We start from the raw sequence: 21,794 nt of genomic DNA, 5'->3' as shown, positions 1-21,794 counted from the left end.
GGCGGCGCCCGCCGTCGCCCGGTCTCCAGAACCTGTGAATGAAAAGGGTCGCCTCGATGTCGGGCACTTGGCTGACAACCCGCGCGTGGCTTTTGATGCTGCCGCTTCTCGTGGTAATGATCTCGGTGATCGGCTGGCCTCTGGTCGATACCGTCAGCCTCTCCTTCACCGATGCCAAACTGGTCGGCACCGAGGGCAGCTTCGTCGGCATCGACAATTACGCCAAGATGCTCTCCGGCTCGAATTTCCAGCGCACACTCATCACCACAGCCTGGTTCGCGATTGTCTCGGTCGCAGCCGAAATGGTGATTGGCGTCCTTGCGGCCCTGCTGCTGAACCAGCAGTTTCGCGGCCGCACCGCGCTGCGCGCCCTGATGATCCTGCCCTGGGCGCTGCCGACCGTCGTCAACGCCACGCTCTGGCGGCTGATTTACAATCCGGAATATGGCGCGCTGAACGCCGCGCTGACCCAGCTCGGCCTGCTCGACGCCTACCGCTCCTGGCTCGGCGAACCCGGCACGGCGCTCGCTGCCCTCATCGTCGCCGACTGCTGGAAGAACTTCCCCCTGGTGGCGCTGATCGCGCTCGCCGCACTCCAGGCCGTGCCGCGCGACATCACCGCCGCCTCGCTCGTCGACGGCGCCGGCCCCTTCGCCCGCTTCCGCTTCGTCATCCTGCCCTATCTCGCCGGCCCGCTGATGGTGGCGCTGGTGCTGCGCACGATCGAAGCCTTCAAGGTGTTCGATATCATCTGGGTCATGACCCGCGGCGGACCGGCCAACAGCACCCGCACGCTGTCGATCCTGGTCTATCAGGAAGCTTTCTCCTTCCAGCGCGCGGGCTCGGGCGCTTCGCTCGCCCTGATCGTCACGCTGCTGGTGACGCTGCTCGCTGCCGGCTACGCGGCCCTGGTGCGCAAGACCGCCGGGAGTGCCGGCTGATGGAACGCCAAAGCCCGCTCTTCTCAGTCTTCATTCATCTCTCAGCGCTGCTGCTTGCCGCCGTCATCCTGGCGCCTATCCTATGGCTGTTCATCATGAGCATCTCGCCGGCCGCCGACCTTGCGGCAAAGCCGCTGCGCTGGTGGCCGCAAGCCGTCGATTTCTCGCGATACCAAGTGCTGCTGTCGACGCTCGAAAACAGCGCCGGCGCCGCCTTCACCTCGTCGCTGCGCAACAGCGTCGAGGTGGCCGGCATGGCGACGATCGCCGCCATCGCGCTCGCCATTCCGGCCGGCTGGGCCGTGTCGCGTACGCCTTCCGTCGGCTGGTCGCTGTCGATGGTAATCGCCACCTACATGCTGCCGCCGGTAGCGCTCGCAGTTCCCCTCTATATGGGCCTCTCCCATCTCGGCATGCTGAACAACGTCTTCGGCCTCGCCCTCGTCTATCTCACCATTCTCGCGCCCTTCACCACCTGGCTGATGAAGTCGGGCTTCGATTCCATTCCGCGCGAGATCGAATCCGCCGCGATGATCGACGGTGCCGGCCTGTTCCAGACGCTCCGGATCATCACCTTGCCGCTCGCCGCCCCCGTGGTCGCGACCTCGAGCCTTTTTGCATTCCTGCTTGCCTGGGATGAATTCTTCTATGCGCTGCTCTTCACCTCGGACCAACGCGCCAAGACGCTGACCGTCGCCATTGCCGATCTCGCGGGCGGCCGCGTTTCCGATTACGGGCTGATCGCGACGGCAGGCGTGCTCGCCGCCCTGCCCCCGGTGCTGATCGGTCTCGTCATGCAACGCGCCCTGATTTCGGGGCTCACCAGCGGCGGCGTCAAGGGATGAAGATGACAACAAAAAGAAACCGGCCCGCCGGGCTTGCGGCGATCGACCGCGAAATGACCCACCAGCACGCCGATGCGATCGCCTCCTATGAAACGGCCGGGCCGATGGCAGCAAAGGCCGCCGCCTCGCTTGAGAAAACCGGCCGGCTGCTCCTGATCGGCATGGGCGGCTCACATGCCGTCAATCGCGCCGTCGAGCCGCTCTATCGTGGTCTTGGCATCGATGCCGTTGCCCTGCCACTGTCCGAGCAGCTCGGCCAACCGCTTCCGATCGCCGGCAGAACGATCTTCGTCACCTCGCAATCGGGCGAAAGCGCTGAGATTGTGCGTTGGTTCAGCGAGACCGGCGGCACGCCGGAAACTTTCGGCCTGACGCTGGAAGCCGGCTCGTTCCTGGCAAGAACCGCCCCGTCGCTCCTTGGCAGCGGCGGCACCGAGCTTGCCTTCGCAGCCACCCGCAGTCTGACGGTGACTTTTGCTCTGCATCTGGCAATCCTTTCCGCGCTCGGCGAAGATCCCGCAGCCGCGCTTGCTGTCCTTGAATCGCCTGAAGACCACGAGATCGCCGCCGCCCTCGCCGCACTCGAAAACGTCGCGACCATCGTCACCTCGGGCCGCCGCCTGCAAGGTGTTGCCGAAGCATTGGCGCTCGGATTGACCGAGCTGTCGCGCCGTCCGTGCTTTTCTTTGGAGGGCGGTCAGCTCCGCCACGGTCCGATGGAGATGCTCGGGCCGGAGATCGGCGTTGTGCTGTTCCGCGGTCAGGATGAAACCGCCGGCCTGGTTACAGCAATGGCACAGTCCGCCGTCGAGACCGGCGCCCCCGTCATCCTGTTCGATGCCTCCACAGAAGCTGCGGTCACCGGAGCAGTGACGATCCGCTTTGCTCCAGCAACAGGTCTTGCCGCGATCTTGGCCATGCTGCCGACGGCCCAGCGACTGATGATCGGCTTTGCCGAAACCCGCGTTGAGAATGCCGGAACACCGATCCGTTCAACCAAGATTACCCGGAGCGAATGAATGCGGCCGCTTGCAGTCATCGGCAACGTCAATGTCGACCTGATCCTCGGGCCGGCTGCCCCTTGGCCGAAAGCCGGGACGGAGATCATCGTCGACCATGACGAGCTCAGGGTCGGCGGCTCCGCCGGCAACAGTGCGCTCGCCTGGCAGGCGCTCGGCATCGAATTCGAGATCGCCGCCAATATCGGCAGTGATCAGTTCGGCCGCTGGCTGGCCGAAGCCTTCGGCCACCGTTCCGAGAAGTGGCCGGTGCGCCCTGAACAAACGACCCTCTCCGTCGGCATTACCCATCCTGGCGGCGAGCGCACTTTCTTCACGACGCGGGGCCACCTGCCGCGCTTCACCCTGGCCGATGTCTTCGCCGTCATCGACGGCGCAAGGCTTCGCGGCGGCTACGCACTTCTCTGCGGCGGCTTCCTGACCGACGATCTGACGCGCCAATATGACGCCTTCTTCGACTGGGCCGAGAGCCATGACATCGCCGTCGCCCTCGACACCGGCTGGCCGCTCGACGGCTGGACCGAGCAGAATTGCGCTGCGACACGCGCTTGGCTGTCCCGCAGCCGCATCGCGCTGCTCAATGAGGTCGAGACGACGACGCTTGCCGGCGTCGCCGATCCGATCGAAGCCGCACGGCACATTAGCTCGCATATGCCGCAAGGTGCGATCGTCGTCGTCAAACGCGGCCCCGATGGCGCAATCGCGATCGGGTCTGACGGCCAACTGGTTTCGGTGACTGCGCCTATTGTGACGGTGGTCGATACCATCGGCGCCGGCGATGTCTTCAACGCCGCCTTTCTCGCAGCACTGGCAAAGGACGAGCCTTTGATATCTTGCCTGAGGGCGGGAACCGAGGTCGCTTCGCGCGCCGTCTCCACCCTTCCCCGCAGCTATGGCGACACGAACTCTCGTCAGGAGCCACAGTCATGAGCGCCCTCGATATCGAAAATATCTGCAAGACCTATGGCGACGTCGAGACGCTGAAAGGCATCGATATTTCCCTGGAAAGCGGCGAATTCCTCGTGCTGCTCGGTTCCTCCGGCTGCGGCAAGTCAACGCTCTTGAACATCATCGCCGGCCTGGCCGAGGCGACGAGCGGTGATGTCAGGATCGGCGGCCGCTCGGTGCTCCGCGTGCATCCGAAGGACCGCGACATCGCCATGGTCTTTCAGTCCTATGCGCTCTATCCCAATCTGACGGTGCATAGGAACATCGGCTTCGGCCTGGAAATGCGTAAAGTTCCGGCGCCGGAGCGCGACAGGGCCGTGCGCGATGCGGCATCGCTCCTGCAGATCGAAAATCTGCTCGATCGCAAGCCGAGCCAGCTCTCCGGCGGCCAGCGGCAACGCGTCGCGATCGGCCGTGCCCTGGTGCGCAAGCCGGAGGTGTTCCTCTTCGACGAGCCGCTCTCCAATCTCGACGCCAAGCTGCGCATGGAAATGCGCACCGAGATCAAGCGCCTTCACCAGATGCTGAAGACGACAGTGGTCTATGTCACCCATGACCAGATCGAGGCGATGACGCTAGCGAGCCGCATTGCCGTCATGCGCGACGGCCGCATCGAACAACTCGGCACGCCTGAAGAGATCTACAACAGTCCGGCGACGCTCTATGTCGCCACCTTCGTCGGCGCGCCGCCGATGAACCTGCTCAAGACAACCGTCCGGGATGGTCGACTGGTGCTCTCTGGTTCCGGTACCAGCCTGCCTTTGCCCGTCCGCTTCGGTAAGGCGGCGGCCGATGGCCGCGACCTGATCCTCGGCATCCGCCCCGAGTCCCTTCGCACGGCTGGATCCGGGGCTTCGCTCGAGGCAACTGTGGAGGTTGCGGAGTTAACCGGCCCGGAGCTCGTCGTCACCGCCCTGGCGGAGAACCAACGGCTGATGGCCTGCCTGCCGCCGCGCACGCTGGTCCCCGGCGACGAAAAACTCACCCTCTTCGTCGACGAGGAGGCGATGCATCTCTTCGATGCACAAACCGGTCTCAGTTGCCTCCGCGAGCAATAGAGGGGTCAAACGGTCGTTCGCTCAATTCGCCGCGTCGGCCGGCTTGCGCTTGTAGACGTGGATATAGTCGACGAGCAGGATGGAAGGGTTCGGCGTTTCATCGATCGGCCAACCCGAGCCGAGCGCCAGGTTCACCAGCGGGTAGAACGGCATGTGGAACTCCTTCGGCGTATCGAAGCTCCAGAGGTATTGGCGATCGAGATAAAAGGTCGTCTTGTCGGCCTGGATATCGACGCCGTAGGTATGATACTCGCTGTTCAAAATTCCGTCCTGGACGGTCTTCCAATAGCCGCCATTGGAATTCTCACCGCCATGGGCCTGGCGCCAGATATGAAAACCCATGCTGAACTCGTAGGGCGCGCGTCCATAATATTCCAGCACGTCGATCTCGGCGGTGTATTTTGACCGGTCGAGCCCGATGAGCCAGAAGGCCGGCCACACACCCTTGCCCGGCGGCAGCTTCATCCGCGCTTCGAAATAGCCGAATTGCTGCGAGAAGCCTTCGCCTTTCGGGTTGACCGCCGAGAGCAGGCCCGACCGCCAAGTTCCATCCTCCCCCTTGCGCGCTTCGATCTTCAGGATTCCCTGATCGTTCGCAAACGGGAAATCGGGCGCCGGATCCGTGAAGCGGGCGTCGCCGAAGTCGCCGTTCCAGGGCGTGTGAGCGATCCAGCGGGAGCTTCTCTCTCCCCACGCCGAGACATCGAGGCTGTCGAAATTCTCCTCGAAGGTCAGCTGATAGGCGTCCATGTTGATCGGCTCCTGGGCGACACTAGGCCGGCTCGGCAACGCCCCCAGTCCGAGAACAACGAGCAACCCAAAACTCTTAGAAGATATGCCGTAACGCATTGCGCTCCTCCGAAACCACTAAAACAATCGTTGGGCTGCACGGGTCTTTTTCATGAAATGACAACTCTGCTCCGTCGCGGCACGAGCCTGTGAACGACGATGGTCTCGATGCCGTCGGGCCTTCCCAGAACCTGCCAGAGCAATAGCGCGAAGACCCAGAAGATTGTCGCCGCCGCCGCGCCGCAAAGCGCCAGGCTGACGATCAGGCTGAAGCCGGTTGGCATGGCGGCGAGATTTGGCTCCATCCAGAGCAGGAAAGCGATCATCGGCAGGCTCGCGGCCAGAGGCCTGCAAAAGGAATTCAGCTGCGCAGCAAAACTCGCCCCGATCAACCGCCGAGTGATGATGAGCGTCACGGCATAAGCGACGAGAACCGCCACAACACGCGCGCCAAGCGCACCCGCCACCTGAAAATAAACGATACCCAGGATGGTGACCGGGACTCTGACTGCGAACTCGGCAAACATCCGCAAGGCGAGGGAACGGGTCTTGTCCATGACCATCGCCAATGCCGGCACTATGTTCGTCGGAAGACCGAGCAGGCTCAGCAGGCACAGCCATTGCAGAATTGGTGCGGCGGATGCCCATTTCTCGCCGACGAGGATACGCACCGTCGGCTCGGCCAGAAAGGCAAGTGCAATGAGAATGGGCGCCGCGACGAAGCTGATTGCACCCGTTGCCTTCAAATAGGCGGCAACCAGGTTGCGACGGTCCTCGACAGTGGAGAACGCCGCCATCAGCGGACGCAGCAACGGGCCGACAAAGGTCTGATAGGGAATGCCGGCGATGTTGTCGGCGACGCTGAAGGCGCCAAATGTCGACAGCCCGGCAAAACGCGGCAAAAGCAGTCGGTCGAGCTGCCAATTAATCGCGCTCAGCACCTGCGACACGGTATTCCAGCTGATCATGTCCTGGAAACGCTTCCACTCCGACAGGCTGAACTTCGGCCGCATCGGCGCAAAGACATAGGAGGTGATCATCGCCGCCGTCGGGCCGGCGACCGCCCCGGCCGCGAGCCCCCAATAGCTGCCCGTCGCCACCGCCACCCCTGCCCCGAACAGCAGCGTCGATCCCTTGGTGATGAGGTCGAGCGCGAATTCGCGTTTGAAATCGAAACGCTGCATGAAAAGGACCATGCGCGGACTGATCATGCTGCGCATGGCCGGCGCGATCGAAAGCACCGCGACAAGCGCAAAAAGTCGGGAATCGTCGTAGATTACGGCCATCGGCCAGGAAATGATCATCATCAGCAGGGTGATGGCCAACCCTCTCAGGAGGCTCAACGTGAAAGCCGTCGCAAACATCTCGTCGGAAGGGGACGGCTGACGCATCAGGGCCTGCGTCAACGGCAGATCCAGGATCGCCTCGATGATGACCAGAACCGATGTCGCAATGGCGACCAATCCGAAATCCGCGGGACTCAACAACCTTGCAAGGACGAGAAGACTGACGAAATCCAGCAGTCGCGCGAGGAATTTTCCGCTGATCGTCCAGATGCTCGCCGTCGCCGTCCTCTGAGATAGGCTTGACATGATCTGTCTATTCCTCGTCGGCAGATTGAGACGGTTTCGATCGCGGCAGCAAGATAGGCAGCTCCAGTCTTGTCCTCAGACCGGTCGTCTATTGAAGACGTCGACCGATCGGTCGGCATGGGTGGAGAGCTGTTGCTCGATGAGCCCGGCCATCCGATCGCGGAAAACCGCCGAGGAAAACTTCAGCGAATGCGCGCGGATGGCTTGCGGATCGATATCGTCCTCCACCTCTTCGAACGCCGCGATGGTTTCCAGCAGGGCTTCAGTGGTTTGCTGAGCGAAGCGAAAACCGACCTGCGGCGAAGATACCGTTTCCCTTGCGCCGCCGGCGTCGAAAGCAAGCACCGGCCGGCCCGATGCCATGGCTTCTACCGGCAGGATGCCGAAATCCTCCGTGCCTGGAAACAACAGGGCACGGCATCGCGAGAGGTGATCACGCAGAACATTGAACGGCTGGTGGCCGAGGAATTGGACAGTCGGGCCGGCGATCGATTTCAGATGAGGCAACTGTTCTCCCTCTCCGATCACGATGAGCTTACGCCCGGTCTCGGTACAGGCGCGAACGGCGATATCCGGCCGCTTATAGGCCGTCAGCTGGCCGGCATAGAGATAGAATTCGCCCTTCCCCTTCCCGACCGAAAAATCATCGGTGGCAACCGGGGGGTGGATGACGATGGAATCCCGATCGTAGAAGCGGCGAATGCGGTTTGCGACATAGTCGGAATTGGCGACGAACACGTCGACGCGAGAAGACGTCGTCACGTCCCAGGCACGCAGCATCGGCGCGGTGACCGACATCAAGGCCCGTCCCATCCACGGCAGGCCATGGCGGTAGACGTGGAACTGATCCCAGATGTAGCGCATCGGCGAATGGCAGTAACAGACATGGAGAGCGTCGGCGCGTGTAATGATGCCCTTGGCGGGCCCGGATTCGCTCGACAGTACGAGATCGTAGTCTTGCAGATCGAATTGCTCGAGCGCGAAGGGCATCAGCGGCAGCATTTTGGTGTAGTGCCGCTGCGCCCCGGGTATCTTCTGCAGAAAGGACGTGTGGATGTTCCGCGTCTTGAGAAAATCGCTGATGCGATCCCGGTTGCAGACGAGGGTGAAAATATCAGCCTGCGGAAACATGCGGCACAATTCTTCAACAACCTTTTCGCCGCCGCGCATTGAGACGAGCCAGTAATGCACGATGGCGACGCGCAGTTGCCTGGTTTCCTTGACGCTTCCCGCCTCGGCCACGCGTCTTTTCGCCATCACGGGCGCGTCGCCGAGAAATGCCCTTGCGTCGGAAAGAGAGGTTGTTGCTTTAAAGGTCAACGGAATACTCCTTGTGTCGCCACACCATCTGTCAGTTCGCGAACTGCATTCGTCGAAAGCAGGCTGCAATATTCGGCAAGGAGAGCGTCGCGCCATTCCTCATGCGTCGAGGCGAGATCTGGCGACATCAGGAAGGCCCGCTCGCTCATGGCGCGGATTTCGTGCCTCGGCATTTGGCTAAATCGCGTCAATGTGTCGGCAAAGGCAGCTTCATCAGCCGTGTCGCAGGCAAACGCCATACCGGCTCGTTCCATTTCCTCGGCGAGAAAGGCGCTGCGCGACATGATGACCGGCAGACCGCTCCTGGCCGCTTCGATCGCCACCAGGCCGAAAGGCTCGGGATAACGCGATGGCATCAACAGGGCGCGCGCCTTGCGGATGGTGGTGCCGATCTCCGCATGCGATTGCCAGCCGACGGCCCTGACGTGATCGCCGGAAGCGGCGACCAACGGCATCAGCGGGCCGTCCCCGATCACGCAGAGCCTGGCGCCGGCTCTGCGTGTGGCGGCCACGGCATCCTCCACGCCCTTTTCCGCGTCGAGCCGCCCGATGAAGACAAATTCGTCGTTCGCCTCCGCCTCGACACGCCCTATCGACAAGGGGGCGACGGGATTGCGGATCGTCGTCAACCGCTCGGCCCGATAGCCGGCGCCGACGAGAAACCCAGCCATCTTCTCATGCAGCAAGATGATCCGGCCGAAATCGGCCTCAGCCCTCAGCAGCCGGAGGATATTCGAGCCGCGGGCGAGCCGCCACAATTTGTGCGAATAACTTCTCTTGTCGCAAGCCGTCGCAATGCAGCCGGCACCGAGCGGACGCCGAAGGCAGATCTCTTGCGCCTGGTAATCGAAAAAGGCGCCGTTGGGACAGGCAGTGAAGAAGTCATGCGCGTGAATCACGCATCGTCCTGCGACCAGAGCCAGTGCCCTGAAAAGCGCGGGGGACAGGATCTGATGCCAGCCATGGACGTGATAGACGGTATTCGCCGTATCCTTCGCGGCAATCCAGTTCGCGACCATGCGGGCAGCCGCACCATTGTGAATGCCGGTCACGAAAGCCTTCGCACGCTCGGCGCTAAGCAGGTCGCGGCTGTTCAATCCGACCATGGCGACCCCGAGAGCAGCAAGTTCCGCATTGGCGGCGTCATCCCCACAAATATAAGTCACGGGAATATCCAGGCCGCGAAAAAGCTTGGCCGAGAGCACCGCCAGCCCCGTCGCGCCGCCCCTGGCCACCGAGTAGTCGTCGATGACGACCACGCGATCAATCATCGTCGTGCCGCGGCCGGCAAAGCGGCTGACATTTGCGGCGGATCGGAGGGCCCCAGGAAACGACAGGCTCATCACTTCGCCGAAAACGCGCCATTCGCACAGGCCTCGAGCGCCTTGCGGTTAAGTATTCGGATCTTGCCCTGCCCTCCGTCGACAATCTTGCATTCCCGCAGGCGCCGCAGGCATTGATTGACCTTCTCGCGGGACGCCGGCAGCGTTGCGGCCAGATCGTTTTGCGAGATGATCACTTCGTTGCCACTGTTTGCGGCATCTTTTCCGTAAACAGCCGAGAGCCGCAGCAACGTGCTCGCCAGTCTTGCCTGAAGGGTCGACGCCGCGTTGGCGATGATCCTATCTTCAAGCTCCGAGACACGCGCCAAGGCCCTTGAGAAGACTTTTTCGCGGAAGCACGAATCGCTAGCATACATGTCGCGCAGCAGCCGGCCTTCGAAGAAATGCAGCTCGCAATTGGAACTGGCTCGGTATTCGAGGTTCAGTGTCTGCCGGCGCAAGACTTCAAGCTCGCCGATCAGACCTGTTTTCGGAATGATTTCGACGATGAATTCCCTGCCGTCGGGCAGCATCGTACTTGCACTGACCAACCCCGAATGCACGCGCGCGAACATATCGACAAGGACCCCGGCCCCGGCAATGATCTCGCCACGACGGAAACGCCGTACGCTCGAGCGGCAGGAGAGGAATTCGTCATCGATGACGATGCGACTGTTGAGGTGAATTCCGCCGCTGGCCGAGATCGCGCCTTTGCTGATGCCGATCCTGCGATCTGATGCATGTGTGATCCCGTCCATGCAATTCACTCCTGATACTAGAATGGTCTCTCACTAATGCTGCACTGCATCAATTATATTGGATTATTACGTTAGTCAAATAACATCCGCGCAAATCTAACGTAAAATTTAAGTCTACTTCAGAAAAAATCATAATACCCACCGGTATAAAATCAAACTTTCTAAAATACACGAGTACCATTGGCCACATCGAACAAAACTGCATATAAAAAAGACTTATTGAATTAAAAACAAGCAGATATTGAAATTCCGATATAAAAATAATGATTGAATTCACACAGAACGACCGACAAAAGCAGATTATAGAACAAATTAAAAGAATTGATGACACGGATCTGTACTCTGAAATCTGTCTGAGATTTCCTAGCATGAAGAATTAATTAAGGATTATGACCTTGGTAACAGACAATCTGGGTGCGGCGCAGCAAGCTCTCAACGGTTGTTGACGGGCAATGTTTTGGAGACCGCGATGGCATGGGAAGCACATAGTTTTGAGGCTTGGTCACGCGTCGAACGGGCCGCGAAGGGTGACGATTCCCCCGATTCCCGGCCTCGTGCAGCGAGCAGGTCGTCGAAGCGTGCGATAGATATTCTTGTCGCGATCACCGCTCTGATCCTGCTCTCTCCGCTTCTGCTGATCGTCGCGATGATCGTGAAACTCTCCGACCGCGGCCCTGTCTTCTATTCCCATACGCGCATTGGCTTCGGCGGAGCGCCGTTCGGATGCCTCAAATTTCGCACGATGAAGCCCGATGCGAGCGCTCAGCTCGCGGAATTGCTGCAAAACAACCCGGCCGCCCGCAGCGAATGGGAAGCGACGCGCAAGTTGAAGAACGATCCGAGGATCACCGCCGTCGGCGATATTCTCAGGCGCTCGAGCATCGACGAGCTTCCCCAGCTGATCAATATCGTACGTGGCGAAATGAGCCTCGTCGGACCCCGCCCGGTCACAGCCGAGGAACTGCCGCGCTACGGCGAACACATGTGGGCCTATATGGCAGTCCGTCCGGGACTGACCGGTCAATGGCAAACCAGCGGGCGCAACGACGTCAGTTACGAGTACAGGGTTTCTCTCGATGTCCACTATCTCAACAACTGGTCGCTCGCTCGAGACTTCTTGATCATCGCCAAGACCATTCCTGCGCTGTTTTCGCAGCGCGGATCGTACTGAGCCTTCAAAGGGGAGACAGCCAACCGTGCCGGGATCGGAAAATGCGCCGCTCCCACGTCCCCTCCAAGCTACCATCACCTGGTTATTCCTTGATTTCCCATTCCGGATTAGGACGACATGACCTCCAGCACGATCTTCAGCGGTGTCTCTCCCATATCCCTGGCAGCAGCAGCCACAGGCGGCGGGAATTCACCGCTGACCATACGGGATATGCTCTTCTTTTTGAGAATGCGCTGGCACTGGATCGTCGTGACCACCATCGCTTTCCTGGCGATCGCCGGAAGCTACATGCTGACCGCCGAACCGACTTTCGTTGCCAGCACGCAGCTTGTGATCTTCCCCCAGGTGAGCGGCTCTGAAGCACAGAGGGCTTTCGCCGAAGATGCCTTCATCGAAGGACAGCTGGAGATCGCCAGATCGAGCGATGTCGTCGGCGGAACCGTGGCGGCGCTTGATCTCGTTCATGATCCGGAGTTTGTCGATCAGACGCCTTCGCTGCAGGACAGAGCGAAGAATTGGCTGATGGGGTTTTCTTCACAACCGGACACGCCATCGCAGGATACGGCGGGCAAGGGAGCGAGCGAAGCGCGGCCGCAGGCGGAGGAGGAGCGGCTCCACGACTGGGCAACCGCCAAACTGCTGAGCATGATGGACATCCGCCGGATCGGAAGCTCGACGATCATCGAGATATCGGCTGCGGCATCGACCCCTCAGAAGGCCGTCGATATCGCCGACACGCTCGCCGGACAATATATCCAGAAGAATATCGCGATGAAGGCCAACGCCGCCCGCCAATACAGCGACTGGCTGGCGAAATTCATAGCCGAGCAACAGCGAGGGCTGGCGGAAGCCGCCAGCGCCTTGGCCAGTTTCACGAGCAATCCGCGCGACCAGTTCAAGCTTGCGGAGTTGCAGAGCGCAACGGACGCGCGCCGCTCTCTCTATGAAAACACCTTGAACCAGCTAACCGAAGCAAAGCAGCGCATTACCTATCCGATGTCCGATGCCACGATCGTCTCGCGAGCCACACTGCCTCTTTCGAAGGCGAGACCGCGCAGCACGCTCATCGCCGCCTTTGCGGCGGCCATCGGCCTTGGAGCCGGTTTCGCACTCGCGATGATAAGACATGCCAGCGACCGCCGGCTCGTCCGCCCGCATCAGATCGCCGAAACCTGTGGCCTGCCCTTCGTCACTGTGCTGGCGACATCAAAGAGGACACGCAACGGCCAGCCGGCATCTTTTCTCGCCACCGGCACGGGCAGCAGTTCACCCGCCTATTCGGTTATTCCAGGCATGACGGAATTGAGCGCAACAGTCGTCGGGCTTCGGCGCAAGCGCCGGATCGTCATCGGAGTGGTCGCCGTCGATCCCGGCAACGGCGCATCGACCATCGCAAGCGAACTTGCCGTGCTGTCGTCGGTATCTGGAGCGAAGACGCTTCTGATTGATGCGGCCGCGCAGAAATCATCGCTCAGCAGGGCGATCGCGCCTCATAGTGCCAGCGGCCTCGTCGACGTCCTCGACAACGGCGACCTCATCCAGACGGCGGCCCTGCCGCTCACCCCGACGCTGAAGTTCCTGCCGCTCGGCAAGGTGGATGCGGTAACACCGGCCATTCGCCTGAGTTCCCGCCGCACGCAATTGAGCTTTGCCGAGCTGAAAAAAGAGTTCGACACCATATTCGTCGACATTTCCGCATTCTCCGCGTCACCGGATGCCAACGCCATCGCGCCGGAGCTGGACGGCGTTCTCGTGGTCGCCTCGCACGGACGCACATCGATCGACGACGCCATGCGCGTCATCGAGACGATGCGGAACGTCGGCGCGGAGATCCTCGGCGCGATTATCAATCACGCTCCGAGGAGCATGCAGCCATGATCGCGCATTCGGCAAAAACGACCAGGCAGGACAGCTTGAGGTCGGCGCCTGTTTCTTGCGACACCGAAGCGACGGCGCGGCGCGCGAGCCGGCCATTGCGGATCGCCGTCGGAATTGCTTCGGCGGGCCGCCCTTCGATCCTGCTGGAAACGGTCGATTATCTCGCCGGCCTGCCCGACCAGCCGCCGCGATTGATCGTCTGCGTACCAGGGATCGACGATGCCGCCGGGCTCGCCGACCGTCTCGACGTGGAAGTCATTATCGGCAGCCGTGGCCTCACCTCCCAGCGCAACAGCATTATCCGGGCGGCCGCGGCCGATACCGATGTTCTGATCTTCCTGGACGACGATTTCATTCCGGCCCCAACCTTCCTGGCACGGATGACAGCCGTCTTTGCAGCCAATCCTGCCATCGCGATTGCCACCGGTGAGGTCCTGGCCGACGGCGTCCTCATTGGGGGGCTCGACATGTCGAAGGCGCTGCAGGTTCTTCACACTGCCGGCGAAGTGTCCGAGCGGGTGACGGATGTCTATAATGCATATGGGTGCAATATGGCAGTTCGCCTCGCTCCCGTCCTCAAACACGCACTGACGTTTGACGAGCAACTGCCGCTCTATGGCTGGCTTGAGGATGTCGATTTCAGCAGGTCCATCGCCCGCTACGGCAGATCCGTGCGCGTTGAAGGCGCCCGTGGAGTACATCTCGGCGTCAGATCCGGGCGACAGCCTGGCCGCAGACTCGGATATTCGCAGGTTGCCAATCCTGTCTACCTGATCCGCAAGGGCACGATCTCGAAAGGCCGGGCGATAGCGCAGATCGGCCGCAACATTCTGGCCAACGCGTCGGGCATAGTGTTCAACGACCGCTTGATCGACCGATGGGGACGTTTGAGCGGCAATTTGCTGGCGCTCACCGATCTCCTTGCCGGCCGCGCCGCACCGTCCCGCATTCTCGAATTCGGCAATCCGCCGTCCCGCGCAATGCCCTCGCCGTCGATCGAAACGAAACGGAGATAGATCAATGCAGCGCACATTCTTGCCCGATCGCGTCATCTCCGCGGCCCTCGCCCTGCTGGTTTTCTGCTGCCTCGCCGGCTGGAGCGTCGCCCACGCGCAAACATTCACCCTCGTGCCGGAAGACAAGGTAAGACTGCGCGTCGTTGAATGGCGTTCAGCGGACTCCCGCTATGCCAGCTGGGAAGCTCTCGATGGTGTCTACACCATCGACGATACCGGCGACTTGTCGATCCCGATCGCTGGCCATGTACAGGCGGCCGGAAGAACAACCGAAGAACTCGCCGCTGCCATCGCCAGCGCGCTCGCGGAAAAGGCGGCACTTCCTGGCAAGCCATACATCGCCCTGGAGGTTGCCGAGCATGCGCCGATTTTTGTGACCGGCACCGTTCAAACCCCGGGACGCTATCCTTTTGAACCGCGGATGACGGTCATGAAGGCCATCAGCATCGCTGGCGGCTTTCTGCGGGAACGCGAAGACAATACTTTCGAGCGCGACCGGATTCAGGCAGCCGGGGCCTATCGAACCGCCGTCCTCAACCGGCGCGACCTCCTGATGCGGCAGGCGCGGCTGCGGGCGGAAATCGCCGGTGAGCAGAGTTTCGAGGTTCCCGCCGAACTCGTCGGAACGCCCGATATGGACAAGCTGAAGGCACAGGAATTGAACCTGATGCGGCTGCGCCGCGTCGATATCGATAGCCAGATCGAAGCGGCGAATGACCTCACCCGCCTCTATGGCCAGCAGGTCGAGTCACTCGAGGCCAAGATCAGCTCGCAAAAGCGGCAGATTGACCTTGCCCAGAAGGAACTGGACAACGTCAACAGCCTGGTAAGCAAGGGATTGGTCAGCAATTCCCGCCAGGTGTCTGTCGACCGCTGGGTTGCGGATGCACAGGGTACCCTGATCGATCTCGAAGTTGCCCTGACCACGGCTCGCCAAGGCCTCAGTGAGGCCGACCGTTCCAAGATCAATATCGTCAACAGGCAGAATAGCGAAAACCAGGAGCTGCTCAACCAGGTCAATCTGGCGATCGGCAGGGCGGCAATCGATATCCAGGTAGCCCAGCTTCTGGGCGAACAGGCCGGCTACGACGCTCAGCTTGCTCAGATGAACGCGGACGCGCCGGGACTTGGCAGAACGCAGAAGAACTACAGGATTGTGCGCCGCAATAACGACGGAACCTCCAGCAACATCGTGGCCGACGAGCAAACCGCATTGCTGCCGCATGATCTCATCGAGGTCGGTTTGGACACCAACCTTCAGGCGTCAACGTCGCCGCTGCAGCCCTCACCCCGGACGCAGAGCTCGACACTCTCGTCATCTGATGTGGCCAGGGATAATCCAACGGGCCGCAGCTGGATATCCCAGACGGGATCGAATTAGGAGGCGATGATGATCAGCGACGACAGCTGGCGGCCTTCGCCTCGTCCATCATATCGGCTTGTCGATGCCGCATTCGGCCAAAGCGCTATTTCAGCTGTTTGCCCGGTTCAGGATTAGAAGCATGTCGATAGAGCCGCTCGGTTTCATCGTTCTCCTGCTTGGCCTGATCACCACAGTCAAAGGAGCGCGCTTTGCCGTGACAACCCTCTGCCTGTTGACGCTGCTGGGAGCCGCGGCGGCTCTGCAATTGCCTGCGCTCGGCGGCAGCAGTATTCAGCCAAGCCATCTTCTGCTCCTGTTTATCGTCGCCGCCACCTTGTTGCGTCCGGTCCAGACGCAAGCGGCGCTGGTTAGCATCGCCTATCCGGGTCCCGGCTTCTGGTTTGCCGCCTACGTCCTGTTTTCCGTCGTGTCGTCGTTTTTCCTGCCGCGCATTTTTGCAGGCGCGACCCTCGTCTACTCCTCTGCGAGAGATGCGACGGGCATGATGTCGACTGTCGCCGCGCCCCTGTCGCCAGGCTCATCCAATCTTAGTCAATCTGTCTATCTGCTTGGCGACCTCGCCTGCTTTGCCGTGGTCGCGGGACTTGCGAGGCTCGGATATGCGAGTTTCATCGCACAGCAGTTGATCCTCGCGTCCATCGCATGTTTTGCTCTGGCTTTGCTTGATATCGGAACGTTCCTGACCGGCCAGTCCTATCTGCTCGATGTCATCAGAAACGCGAATTATACCATGCATACGGCCGAGACGATCAGCGGCTTCAAACGCATCGTCGGCGCCTTTCCCGAAGCAAGCATTTATGGGACGGTCGCACTGGCCTATTTTTCGTTCACGCTTCTGCTCTGGCTGGAGCGTGTTCGAAGCCGTATGGCCGGTATGGCAACGCTTCTCATCGGCCCGACGATCCTGCTCTGCACATCGACAACCGCTTATATCGCCGGGCTTTTCGTTGTCTGCATGCTCGTGCTGTTCTGCTGCAAACGTATGATCGCAGGATCGGCCAAGACCTCGCACGTGACTTTCCTGGCGATAACTCTCTTCCTGATCCCTTGCGCCATCATCGCTCTCAGCCTTGTCCCCGATGCGTGGAATTCCATCACCAGCCTCGTCAACACCACCGTGTCGGACAAACTCCAATCGCAATCCGGCGAAGAGCGCACCGCCTGGAACACGCTGGCATTGATCGCATTCGTCGATACGGCCACTTTCGGCGCCGGCCTCGGAACGGTTCGGGCTTCAAGTTTCCTCGCCGCATTGCTGTCCAACGTCGGATTGACCGGCACGCTTCTCTTCGTCGCCTTCCTGCACAGCCTTGTCAGAGCCTCCGGCCGGCACGTCTCCGGCAATCGGGAGACGCATGCCATCGGAAATGCCGCCATTGTGGCATCGATCTCACAGATCGCCTCTGCTGCGATTTCAGGAAGCGGCACCGATCTCGGTCTGCTGTTCAGCACCACGGCGGGTTTGGCTGCCGGTTGTCTGGCCGCCCCCTGTGTCTCGCAGCATCGGGTGGCCCGATCTGGCGCAAATCAACTTGCCCCGGAGGCATCGGCATCTCTCAGGAGAGCGCCGGTGTTTGCAACATGATGACCTCAGTCGTGAGTTTCGTTCGAGGCCAAGGGCGGGACGCCGTTGCGGCCATGCGCCTGCCCGGGTGGCTTCGCAGCCAATCGCCCGCGCCGCATCCGTGGAAAGGACGGGCGACCGATCCTGTTTCGCCGTCAGCCCTGCTGGCGCTCGCTGGTGGCTGCGACGTTATCGGCGGCGGAATTGTTCTGTCGCGATCTGGCGCTACGGCGCGCAAAACCGGACAGGAACACGCCCGCCAGATACCCGATCTCCATGAGCATCAGGAAAGCGATACCGGAAACGATCGCCCCGATCAGCGAAGACCCGTCGGCGAAAGCCACACTGCCGAAGCCGATTGCCACAAGTATTCCGAAAATCGCGAAGGCCCAGGCGCGGATCGAAGCGCCGGCAGCTATCGAAATCACGGCCGCCACCAAGGTGGTGATCAGCATGACGATCCTCCCTCCCTCTGCATTTCGATAAGGCTTCCGGAATCCATCGTCCTGCCGCGGATCAAAATGTCGAAAGGGGGCCCTGTGACAGGCACGGCATTCTTCATGATGAGCGTCTCAACAATGGAACACACAAAAACCGCCAGCGGCCGGATGCTGTTTCAACAAACGAGCGGTCCAGCGATCCGAAATATATACCGGACCAGCCTGTCATACGACAGGTCTGCCGGATCGATCAACAACTGTTCCCGCTATCCTGAAGGGAGCAGTCACTCACTCGCATTGAAGAGTACCGGAAGGGTGAAGACATGAACAATCAATGCGTCGTCTACGTCACGGATGTCGAATATTCATTTCCAACTATCCTTTCCGCGCTTCAGGCTCGCAAATTCGCAAGCCCCGCAAGCGACGTTTGCGTGCTCATGTCTGAACGTCTCGACAATTTCAATGAGTTGAGAGCCCTCCTCACCGCGAGCGGAGTCGAATTGGTCGATGCGACCGACGCGCTGCAAGATTCGCTCGGCAAGCTCGACCCTTCGCATTTTAGGGGGCGCATCAGCGTCAGCACGATGGCCAAACTTGTCCTTTGCGAGATCCTGCCTGCCCATTACAGCCAGATCATCTATCTCGATGGCGATACCCAGATCGTCAGCGATCTCGGCAAACTCGAAAACGCCACCGTGCCTGAGGGCCGGTTTTTCGCCGCCCGCGATTACACGGCAGTCCAGGACTTCCTCAACACTGGAAAGGACAACCACTACTTCAATGCAGGGGTCCTGAAGTTCCATCGCAACGGCTGGATCGGGCAGGAAGCGCTTGAGCTTTTTGCCAGCAATCCCGGGGCTTGCGAGGGCAAACATGATCAGGGCGCATTGAACTACGTTTGCGGTTCATCGCTCATCCTCGTGTCCAACCGCTGGAACTTTCCCAAGCAGTTTCTGCATCTGGTGAACATGTCGTCGCTGGCGATCGTCCACTACATGGCGCATCCGAAGCCATGGCATGGAACCTTCTTTCCATGGACTGATCGGGAAAGCCAAGTCTATATCGATCTGCGCAAAGCCCATCCGATCTACAACGCGCTCTATCGCGGAGTAAGCTTCGATCGGAAGATGCTCTATAAATATCGGTCGATGCGGGCACGTATCGAACACGCGATCGAGAGGAACGGCCCCCACCCGCGGATCCAGAGCCTGCTGGTTGGCGATTACGCCGTATGATGACCGCACATTGTTCCCACCAGCCGAAATTGCTCTGCGCTCCGTCTGTCGGGCTTCTCGAAGCAAGCCTAATGAATCCGGGAACGGATAATGTTCAGGATGGAATATGAGTTATCGGGTTTCCGTGGCCAGTATCTCGCATTACGCAAAAGCTCGCCTGCGCCGGTCGCTCAAGGCTCGGCAGGTTCGTTACGACCGGTTGCGCAGCGGCCTCAGGCAGGCGCGTCACGTGGTCATCTGCGTCATCCGTGACGAAGGCCATCGGCTGGCATTTTTCCTGCAATATTATCGTGATCTCGGCTTCGAGCATTTCATCTGCATCGACAACGGCTCGACGGACGGAACGGCCGAATTGCTGTCCGGCTTCGACGATGTCTCGCTCCTTTCGGCGCATGGCTCCTACAAGGCGGCAAGGTTCGGAAACGACTGGATCAACGAGGTCATCAACCGGCACTGCCGGGAGAAATGGGTCCTTTATGTCGATGCAGACGAGTTCCTGGTCTATCCGCATTGCGACACCCGCCCGATCGATCAGCTGACCGCCTACATGGAAGCCACTGGCGGCCATTCCCTCCGCTCGGTCATGATCGACATGTACAGCCCGCGTCCGGTTCTCGAAAACATATGTGAACCCGGCCGCAACCCGCTCGAAGTCTGCAACCTTTTCGACCGATCCGGCTATGTCGCACATTTCGACGAACGCAACTGGACAATATGGATCAAAGGCGGCGTTCGCGGACGCATCTATTTTCACGATCGGCTGTGGGACGGGCCGGCGCTCAACAAGATCCCTCTCGTCTATGTGACAGGTGAACGGCTGTTTCTCAAATCATCGCACCAGGTCTGGCCGCTTTCCCTGAATCTGGGCGAGATGCGCGGCGCACTTTGCGTATCCGGCGCCCTTCTCCACTTCAAGTTCCTATCGACCTTCGTGCATAAGGTTTCCGATGCCGCGCATCGTTCTCAGCATACTGATGAATACACCGTTTACTCCTCCGGCAAGGACATGACTGACTTCGTCCATGACGATACGGGCACTTACACGAACTGGAAGGACTTGTCCGATCACGGGCTCATTCAGGGTGAAGGCTGGAAAGATTGGAAGAATATCTCCAGTAGCGAAATCTGAACGGTTCCAGCGCTGACATGCAGCGCACTCGGTGCAGCAACATCCGAAAAGTCATGTTGCGGTCGGCATAAGCCTTTCATCTGGAATAGTCGCCGCGCATCAACAAGGCTCGCGGCGACCGCAAACCCCGATGATCTCTCTGCTGGTCACGCACACTCCCGGATGGGCGGTCGAGAAGCCTATTTCAAAACCGCGCCGGCCAATTCCCGTCTTGTGCCGCGCTGCAGGTAGAGGTTCTCGAGCCAGGTCACCTGTTTCCTCAATTCCAACGCCGGCCTTTCGATGAATCGCCATGAGAAGGCGGCAAAACAAGTGACAATGATGCTGCAGACGATCCCATTCAGCCACCAGTTATGCGCCCAGGGTCCGAGCGCGACGAAGGCCTGCTGGATGGGATAGCCATAGAGGAATACGCCGTAGGAGTAGTCGGCCCCCTGAAGCACTCCGAGCTTGCGGGGCGAGGTCAGGCCGAGAAAGACCGTTACATATCCAATAGCCGGAATGGCAACGAAGTCCCCAAAGGAGCTGAACCAATAAGCCCACAATATGACGGCCACAGCAGCGATGAAGATGCGGACATCCCACAGAATCTTGTCCCTATAGAGATAGATGGTCACGCCCACGAGGAAGGCGCCGATCAGCAGATTCCCCGACGCGGTCGTAGGCATGGATGCCCAGTTGCTTTCATGCTTCCAATATCTCGCAAGCCCAAAACCCACGATCAACGCCGTCGTTGCGATGAGCGCGAGCACGCGCCGCCTGACCACGCCGAGCAGGAAAAGCGCGGCAATCGCGACGTAGCATTCAAGTTCGAAGGGCACGGTCCAGAGCTGCCCGTTCACCATCGCGGCGTCAGGATTGCTCGGGAACACCCCCGGAAGATTGAAGTGAATGTGCCCGGTGACATTCAGCAGATATGCAAAAAACTGGGGGTCGGTAAAGTAGTTACTGAGGTCATACTCGGTATAGATCGCTCCAAGTATAAAAGCAGCCAGAAACACTTCCACTGCCAGGGCGGGGTAAATCCGGATAAATCGATTGCCAAGAAAGGAGATCAACGTCTTCGACCGCCCGAGACTGCCGGCGACCAGGAACCCGCTCAAGGCAAAGAACATGGGCAGCACCGACTTGATAAAAGGACGCAGGGGCGTTTCCCACAAAAACAGATCATCGCCATAGGTGACGCGAGCCGTATGTATCCAAAGCACCGAAAAGGCCAACAGCAATCGCATGTAGTCAAATCCTGTCGGCCGCCCCTTCGCCAGATCAAGCTTTTCGCCGAGAACCATCAGTGACCCTTTCAGAAGTTTTGACGCAATCGCAAGCATCATTGCCGGCTCGGGGACACGTGTCAGTGACCAGAGCTACATCAGGAAAAATTTGAG

Annotated in this window: 19 protein-coding genes; 12 read left to right on the top strand and 7 right to left on the bottom strand. The window is 60.1% G+C overall.

Going from position 1 to position 21,794, the window contains the following annotated elements:
- Positions 1-56: 56 nt before the first annotated feature.
- Genes J7U39_RS01990 through ugpC form a run of 5 tightly spaced genes read left to right on the top strand, consistent with a single transcriptional unit; the run spans position 57 to position 4,811 of the window.
- A complete protein-coding gene (locus tag J7U39_RS01990; protein WP_210631572.1) occupies positions 57-941 on the top strand; it encodes a sugar ABC transporter permease in 885 nt (294 codons plus the stop codon).
- Entirely contained in the window at positions 941-1,786 is an 846-nt protein-coding gene (locus J7U39_RS01985) for a carbohydrate ABC transporter permease (protein WP_210630023.1), read from the top strand. Before J7U39_RS01990 ends, J7U39_RS01985 begins: the two co-directional genes overlap by 1 nt.
- Positions 1,783-2,805 (top strand): SIS domain-containing protein, encoded by a 1,023-nt coding sequence (locus J7U39_RS01980; protein ID WP_210630022.1) that lies wholly within the window; start codon positions 1,783-1,785, stop codon positions 2,803-2,805. Before J7U39_RS01985 ends, J7U39_RS01980 begins: the two co-directional genes overlap by 4 nt.
- Positions 2,806-3,735 carry a PfkB family carbohydrate kinase gene (locus tag J7U39_RS01975; RefSeq protein WP_210630021.1) on the top strand — a complete coding sequence of 310 codons (930 nt, stop codon included), beginning with the start codon at positions 2,806-2,808 and terminating at the stop codon, positions 3,733-3,735.
- Positions 3,732-4,811, top strand: a complete 1,080-nt coding sequence (ugpC, locus tag J7U39_RS01970; RefSeq protein WP_210630020.1) for a sn-glycerol-3-phosphate ABC transporter ATP-binding protein UgpC — start codon at positions 3,732-3,734, stop codon at positions 4,809-4,811. Before J7U39_RS01975 ends, ugpC begins: the two co-directional genes overlap by 4 nt.
- Before the next feature lie 21 nt (positions 4,812-4,832).
- Here the strand turns inward: ugpC and J7U39_RS01965 are convergent, their stop codons facing one another.
- The 5 genes from J7U39_RS01965 to J7U39_RS01945 form a co-directional block, all read right to left on the bottom strand.
- Positions 4,833-5,660 (bottom strand): glycoside hydrolase family 16 protein, encoded by an 828-nt coding sequence (locus J7U39_RS01965; RefSeq protein WP_210630019.1) that lies wholly within the window; start codon positions 5,658-5,660, stop codon positions 4,833-4,835.
- Between the two features lie 50 nt (positions 5,661-5,710).
- A complete protein-coding gene (locus J7U39_RS01960) occupies positions 5,711-7,192 on the bottom strand; it encodes an oligosaccharide flippase family protein (protein WP_210630018.1) in 1,482 nt (493 codons plus the stop codon).
- A 75-nt stretch (positions 7,193-7,267) separates the two neighbouring features.
- Complete coding sequence (locus J7U39_RS01955; protein WP_210630017.1) at positions 7,268-8,512, bottom strand: glycosyltransferase family 4 protein; 1,245 nt, start codon at positions 8,510-8,512, stop codon at positions 7,268-7,270.
- On the bottom strand, positions 8,509-9,855 hold the full coding sequence (locus J7U39_RS01950; protein WP_210630016.1) for a glycosyltransferase: 1,347 nt from the start codon (positions 9,853-9,855) through the stop codon (positions 8,509-8,511). The genes J7U39_RS01955 and J7U39_RS01950 overlap by 4 nt, the downstream gene beginning before the upstream one ends.
- A complete protein-coding gene (locus J7U39_RS01945) occupies positions 9,855-10,592 on the bottom strand; it encodes a Crp/Fnr family transcriptional regulator (protein WP_210630015.1) in 738 nt (245 codons plus the stop codon). Before J7U39_RS01945 ends, J7U39_RS01950 begins: the two co-directional genes overlap by 1 nt.
- A 469-nt stretch (positions 10,593-11,061) precedes the next feature.
- On the opposite strand from J7U39_RS01945, the gene J7U39_RS01940 reads away from it, so the two are divergent.
- The 5 genes from J7U39_RS01940 to J7U39_RS01920 all read left to right on the top strand — a co-directional run bounded on the left by J7U39_RS01940 (position 11,062) and on the right by J7U39_RS01920 (position 17,626).
- Positions 11,062-11,763 (top strand): sugar transferase, encoded by a 702-nt coding sequence (locus J7U39_RS01940; protein WP_210630014.1) that lies wholly within the window; start codon positions 11,062-11,064, stop codon positions 11,761-11,763.
- Positions 11,764-11,880: 117 nt separating this feature from the next.
- Positions 11,881-13,641, top strand: coding sequence for a cellulose synthase operon protein YhjQ/BcsQ (locus J7U39_RS01935; protein WP_210630013.1), 1,761 nt, complete (start codon positions 11,881-11,883; stop codon positions 13,639-13,641).
- On the top strand, positions 13,638-14,657 hold the full coding sequence (locus J7U39_RS01930; RefSeq protein ID WP_210630012.1) for a glycosyltransferase: 1,020 nt from the start codon (positions 13,638-13,640) through the stop codon (positions 14,655-14,657). Before J7U39_RS01935 ends, J7U39_RS01930 begins: the two co-directional genes overlap by 4 nt.
- A gap of 4 nt (positions 14,658-14,661) precedes the next feature.
- Positions 14,662-16,038, top strand: coding sequence for a polysaccharide biosynthesis/export family protein (locus tag J7U39_RS01925; RefSeq protein ID WP_210630011.1), 1,377 nt, complete (start codon positions 14,662-14,664; stop codon positions 16,036-16,038).
- Positions 16,039-16,159: 121 nt separating this feature from the next.
- On the top strand, positions 16,160-17,626 hold the full coding sequence (locus J7U39_RS01920; protein ID WP_210630010.1) for a hypothetical protein: 1,467 nt from the start codon (positions 16,160-16,162) through the stop codon (positions 17,624-17,626).
- A gap of 134 nt (positions 17,627-17,760) precedes the next feature.
- Here J7U39_RS01920 and J7U39_RS01915 read toward each other — a convergent pair whose 3' ends face one another.
- Positions 17,761-18,060, bottom strand: coding sequence for a hypothetical protein (locus tag J7U39_RS01915; protein WP_210630009.1), 300 nt, complete (start codon positions 18,058-18,060; stop codon positions 17,761-17,763).
- Between the two features lie 308 nt (positions 18,061-18,368).
- On the opposite strand from J7U39_RS01915, the gene J7U39_RS01910 reads away from it, so the two are divergent.
- Positions 18,369-19,280, top strand: coding sequence for a glycosyltransferase (locus J7U39_RS01910; RefSeq protein ID WP_210630008.1), 912 nt, complete (start codon positions 18,369-18,371; stop codon positions 19,278-19,280).
- Between the two features lie 106 nt (positions 19,281-19,386).
- On the top strand, positions 19,387-20,409 hold the full coding sequence (locus J7U39_RS01905) for a glycosyltransferase family 2 protein (protein WP_210630007.1): 1,023 nt from the start codon (positions 19,387-19,389) through the stop codon (positions 20,407-20,409).
- Between the two features lie 179 nt (positions 20,410-20,588).
- Here J7U39_RS01905 and J7U39_RS01900 read toward each other — a convergent pair whose 3' ends face one another.
- The gene (locus J7U39_RS01900) at positions 20,589-21,698 is read right to left on the bottom strand and encodes an acyltransferase (protein WP_210631571.1); all 1,110 of its coding nucleotides are present in this window, start codon (positions 21,696-21,698) and stop codon (positions 20,589-20,591) included.
- Positions 21,699-21,794: the final 96 nt, after the last annotated feature.

Origin of the sequence: Rhizobium sp. NLR16a, assembly GCF_017948245.1 — a bacterium.
Lineage (GTDB): Bacteria > Pseudomonadota > Alphaproteobacteria > Rhizobiales > Rhizobiaceae > Rhizobium.
This window is presented reverse-complemented; position numbering and strand designations above follow the sequence as displayed.

Excerpts from the sequence above, each read along its gene's own strand:
- J7U39_RS01990 (WP_210631572.1), top strand. The coding sequence starts at position 57 with ATGTCGGGCACTTGGCTGACAACCCGCGCGTGGCTTTTGATGCTGCCG.
- J7U39_RS01985 (WP_210630023.1), top strand. The coding sequence starts at position 941 with ATGGAACGCCAAAGCCCGCTCTTCTCAGTCTTCATTCATCTCTCAGCG.
- J7U39_RS01980 (WP_210630022.1), top strand. The coding sequence starts at position 1,783 with ATGAAGATGACAACAAAAAGAAACCGGCCCGCCGGGCTTGCGGCGATC.
- J7U39_RS01975 (WP_210630021.1), top strand. The coding sequence starts at position 2,806 with ATGCGGCCGCTTGCAGTCATCGGCAACGTCAATGTCGACCTGATCCTC.
- ugpC (WP_210630020.1), top strand. The coding sequence starts at position 3,732 with ATGAGCGCCCTCGATATCGAAAATATCTGCAAGACCTATGGCGACGTC.
- J7U39_RS01965 (WP_210630019.1), bottom strand. The coding sequence starts at position 5,660 with ATGCGTTACGGCATATCTTCTAAGAGTTTTGGGTTGCTCGTTGTTCTC.
- J7U39_RS01960 (WP_210630018.1), bottom strand. The coding sequence starts at position 7,192 with ATGTCAAGCCTATCTCAGAGGACGGCGACGGCGAGCATCTGGACGATC.
- J7U39_RS01950 (WP_210630016.1), bottom strand. The coding sequence starts at position 9,855 with ATGAGCCTGTCGTTTCCTGGGGCCCTCCGATCCGCCGCAAATGTCAGC.
- J7U39_RS01945 (WP_210630015.1), bottom strand. The coding sequence starts at position 10,592 with ATGGACGGGATCACACATGCATCAGATCGCAGGATCGGCATCAGCAAA.
- J7U39_RS01940 (WP_210630014.1), top strand. The coding sequence starts at position 11,062 with ATGGCATGGGAAGCACATAGTTTTGAGGCTTGGTCACGCGTCGAACGG.
- J7U39_RS01935 (WP_210630013.1), top strand. The coding sequence starts at position 11,881 with ATGACCTCCAGCACGATCTTCAGCGGTGTCTCTCCCATATCCCTGGCA.
- J7U39_RS01930 (WP_210630012.1), top strand. The coding sequence starts at position 13,638 with ATGATCGCGCATTCGGCAAAAACGACCAGGCAGGACAGCTTGAGGTCG.
- J7U39_RS01925 (WP_210630011.1), top strand. The coding sequence starts at position 14,662 with ATGCAGCGCACATTCTTGCCCGATCGCGTCATCTCCGCGGCCCTCGCC.
- J7U39_RS01920 (WP_210630010.1), top strand. The coding sequence starts at position 16,160 with ATGTCGATAGAGCCGCTCGGTTTCATCGTTCTCCTGCTTGGCCTGATC.
- J7U39_RS01915 (WP_210630009.1), bottom strand. The coding sequence starts at position 18,060 with ATGCTGATCACCACCTTGGTGGCGGCCGTGATTTCGATAGCTGCCGGC.
- J7U39_RS01910 (WP_210630008.1), top strand. The coding sequence starts at position 18,369 with ATGAACAATCAATGCGTCGTCTACGTCACGGATGTCGAATATTCATTT.
- J7U39_RS01905 (WP_210630007.1), top strand. The coding sequence starts at position 19,387 with ATGAGTTATCGGGTTTCCGTGGCCAGTATCTCGCATTACGCAAAAGCT.
- J7U39_RS01900 (WP_210631571.1), bottom strand. The coding sequence starts at position 21,698 with ATGGTTCTCGGCGAAAAGCTTGATCTGGCGAAGGGGCGGCCGACAGGA.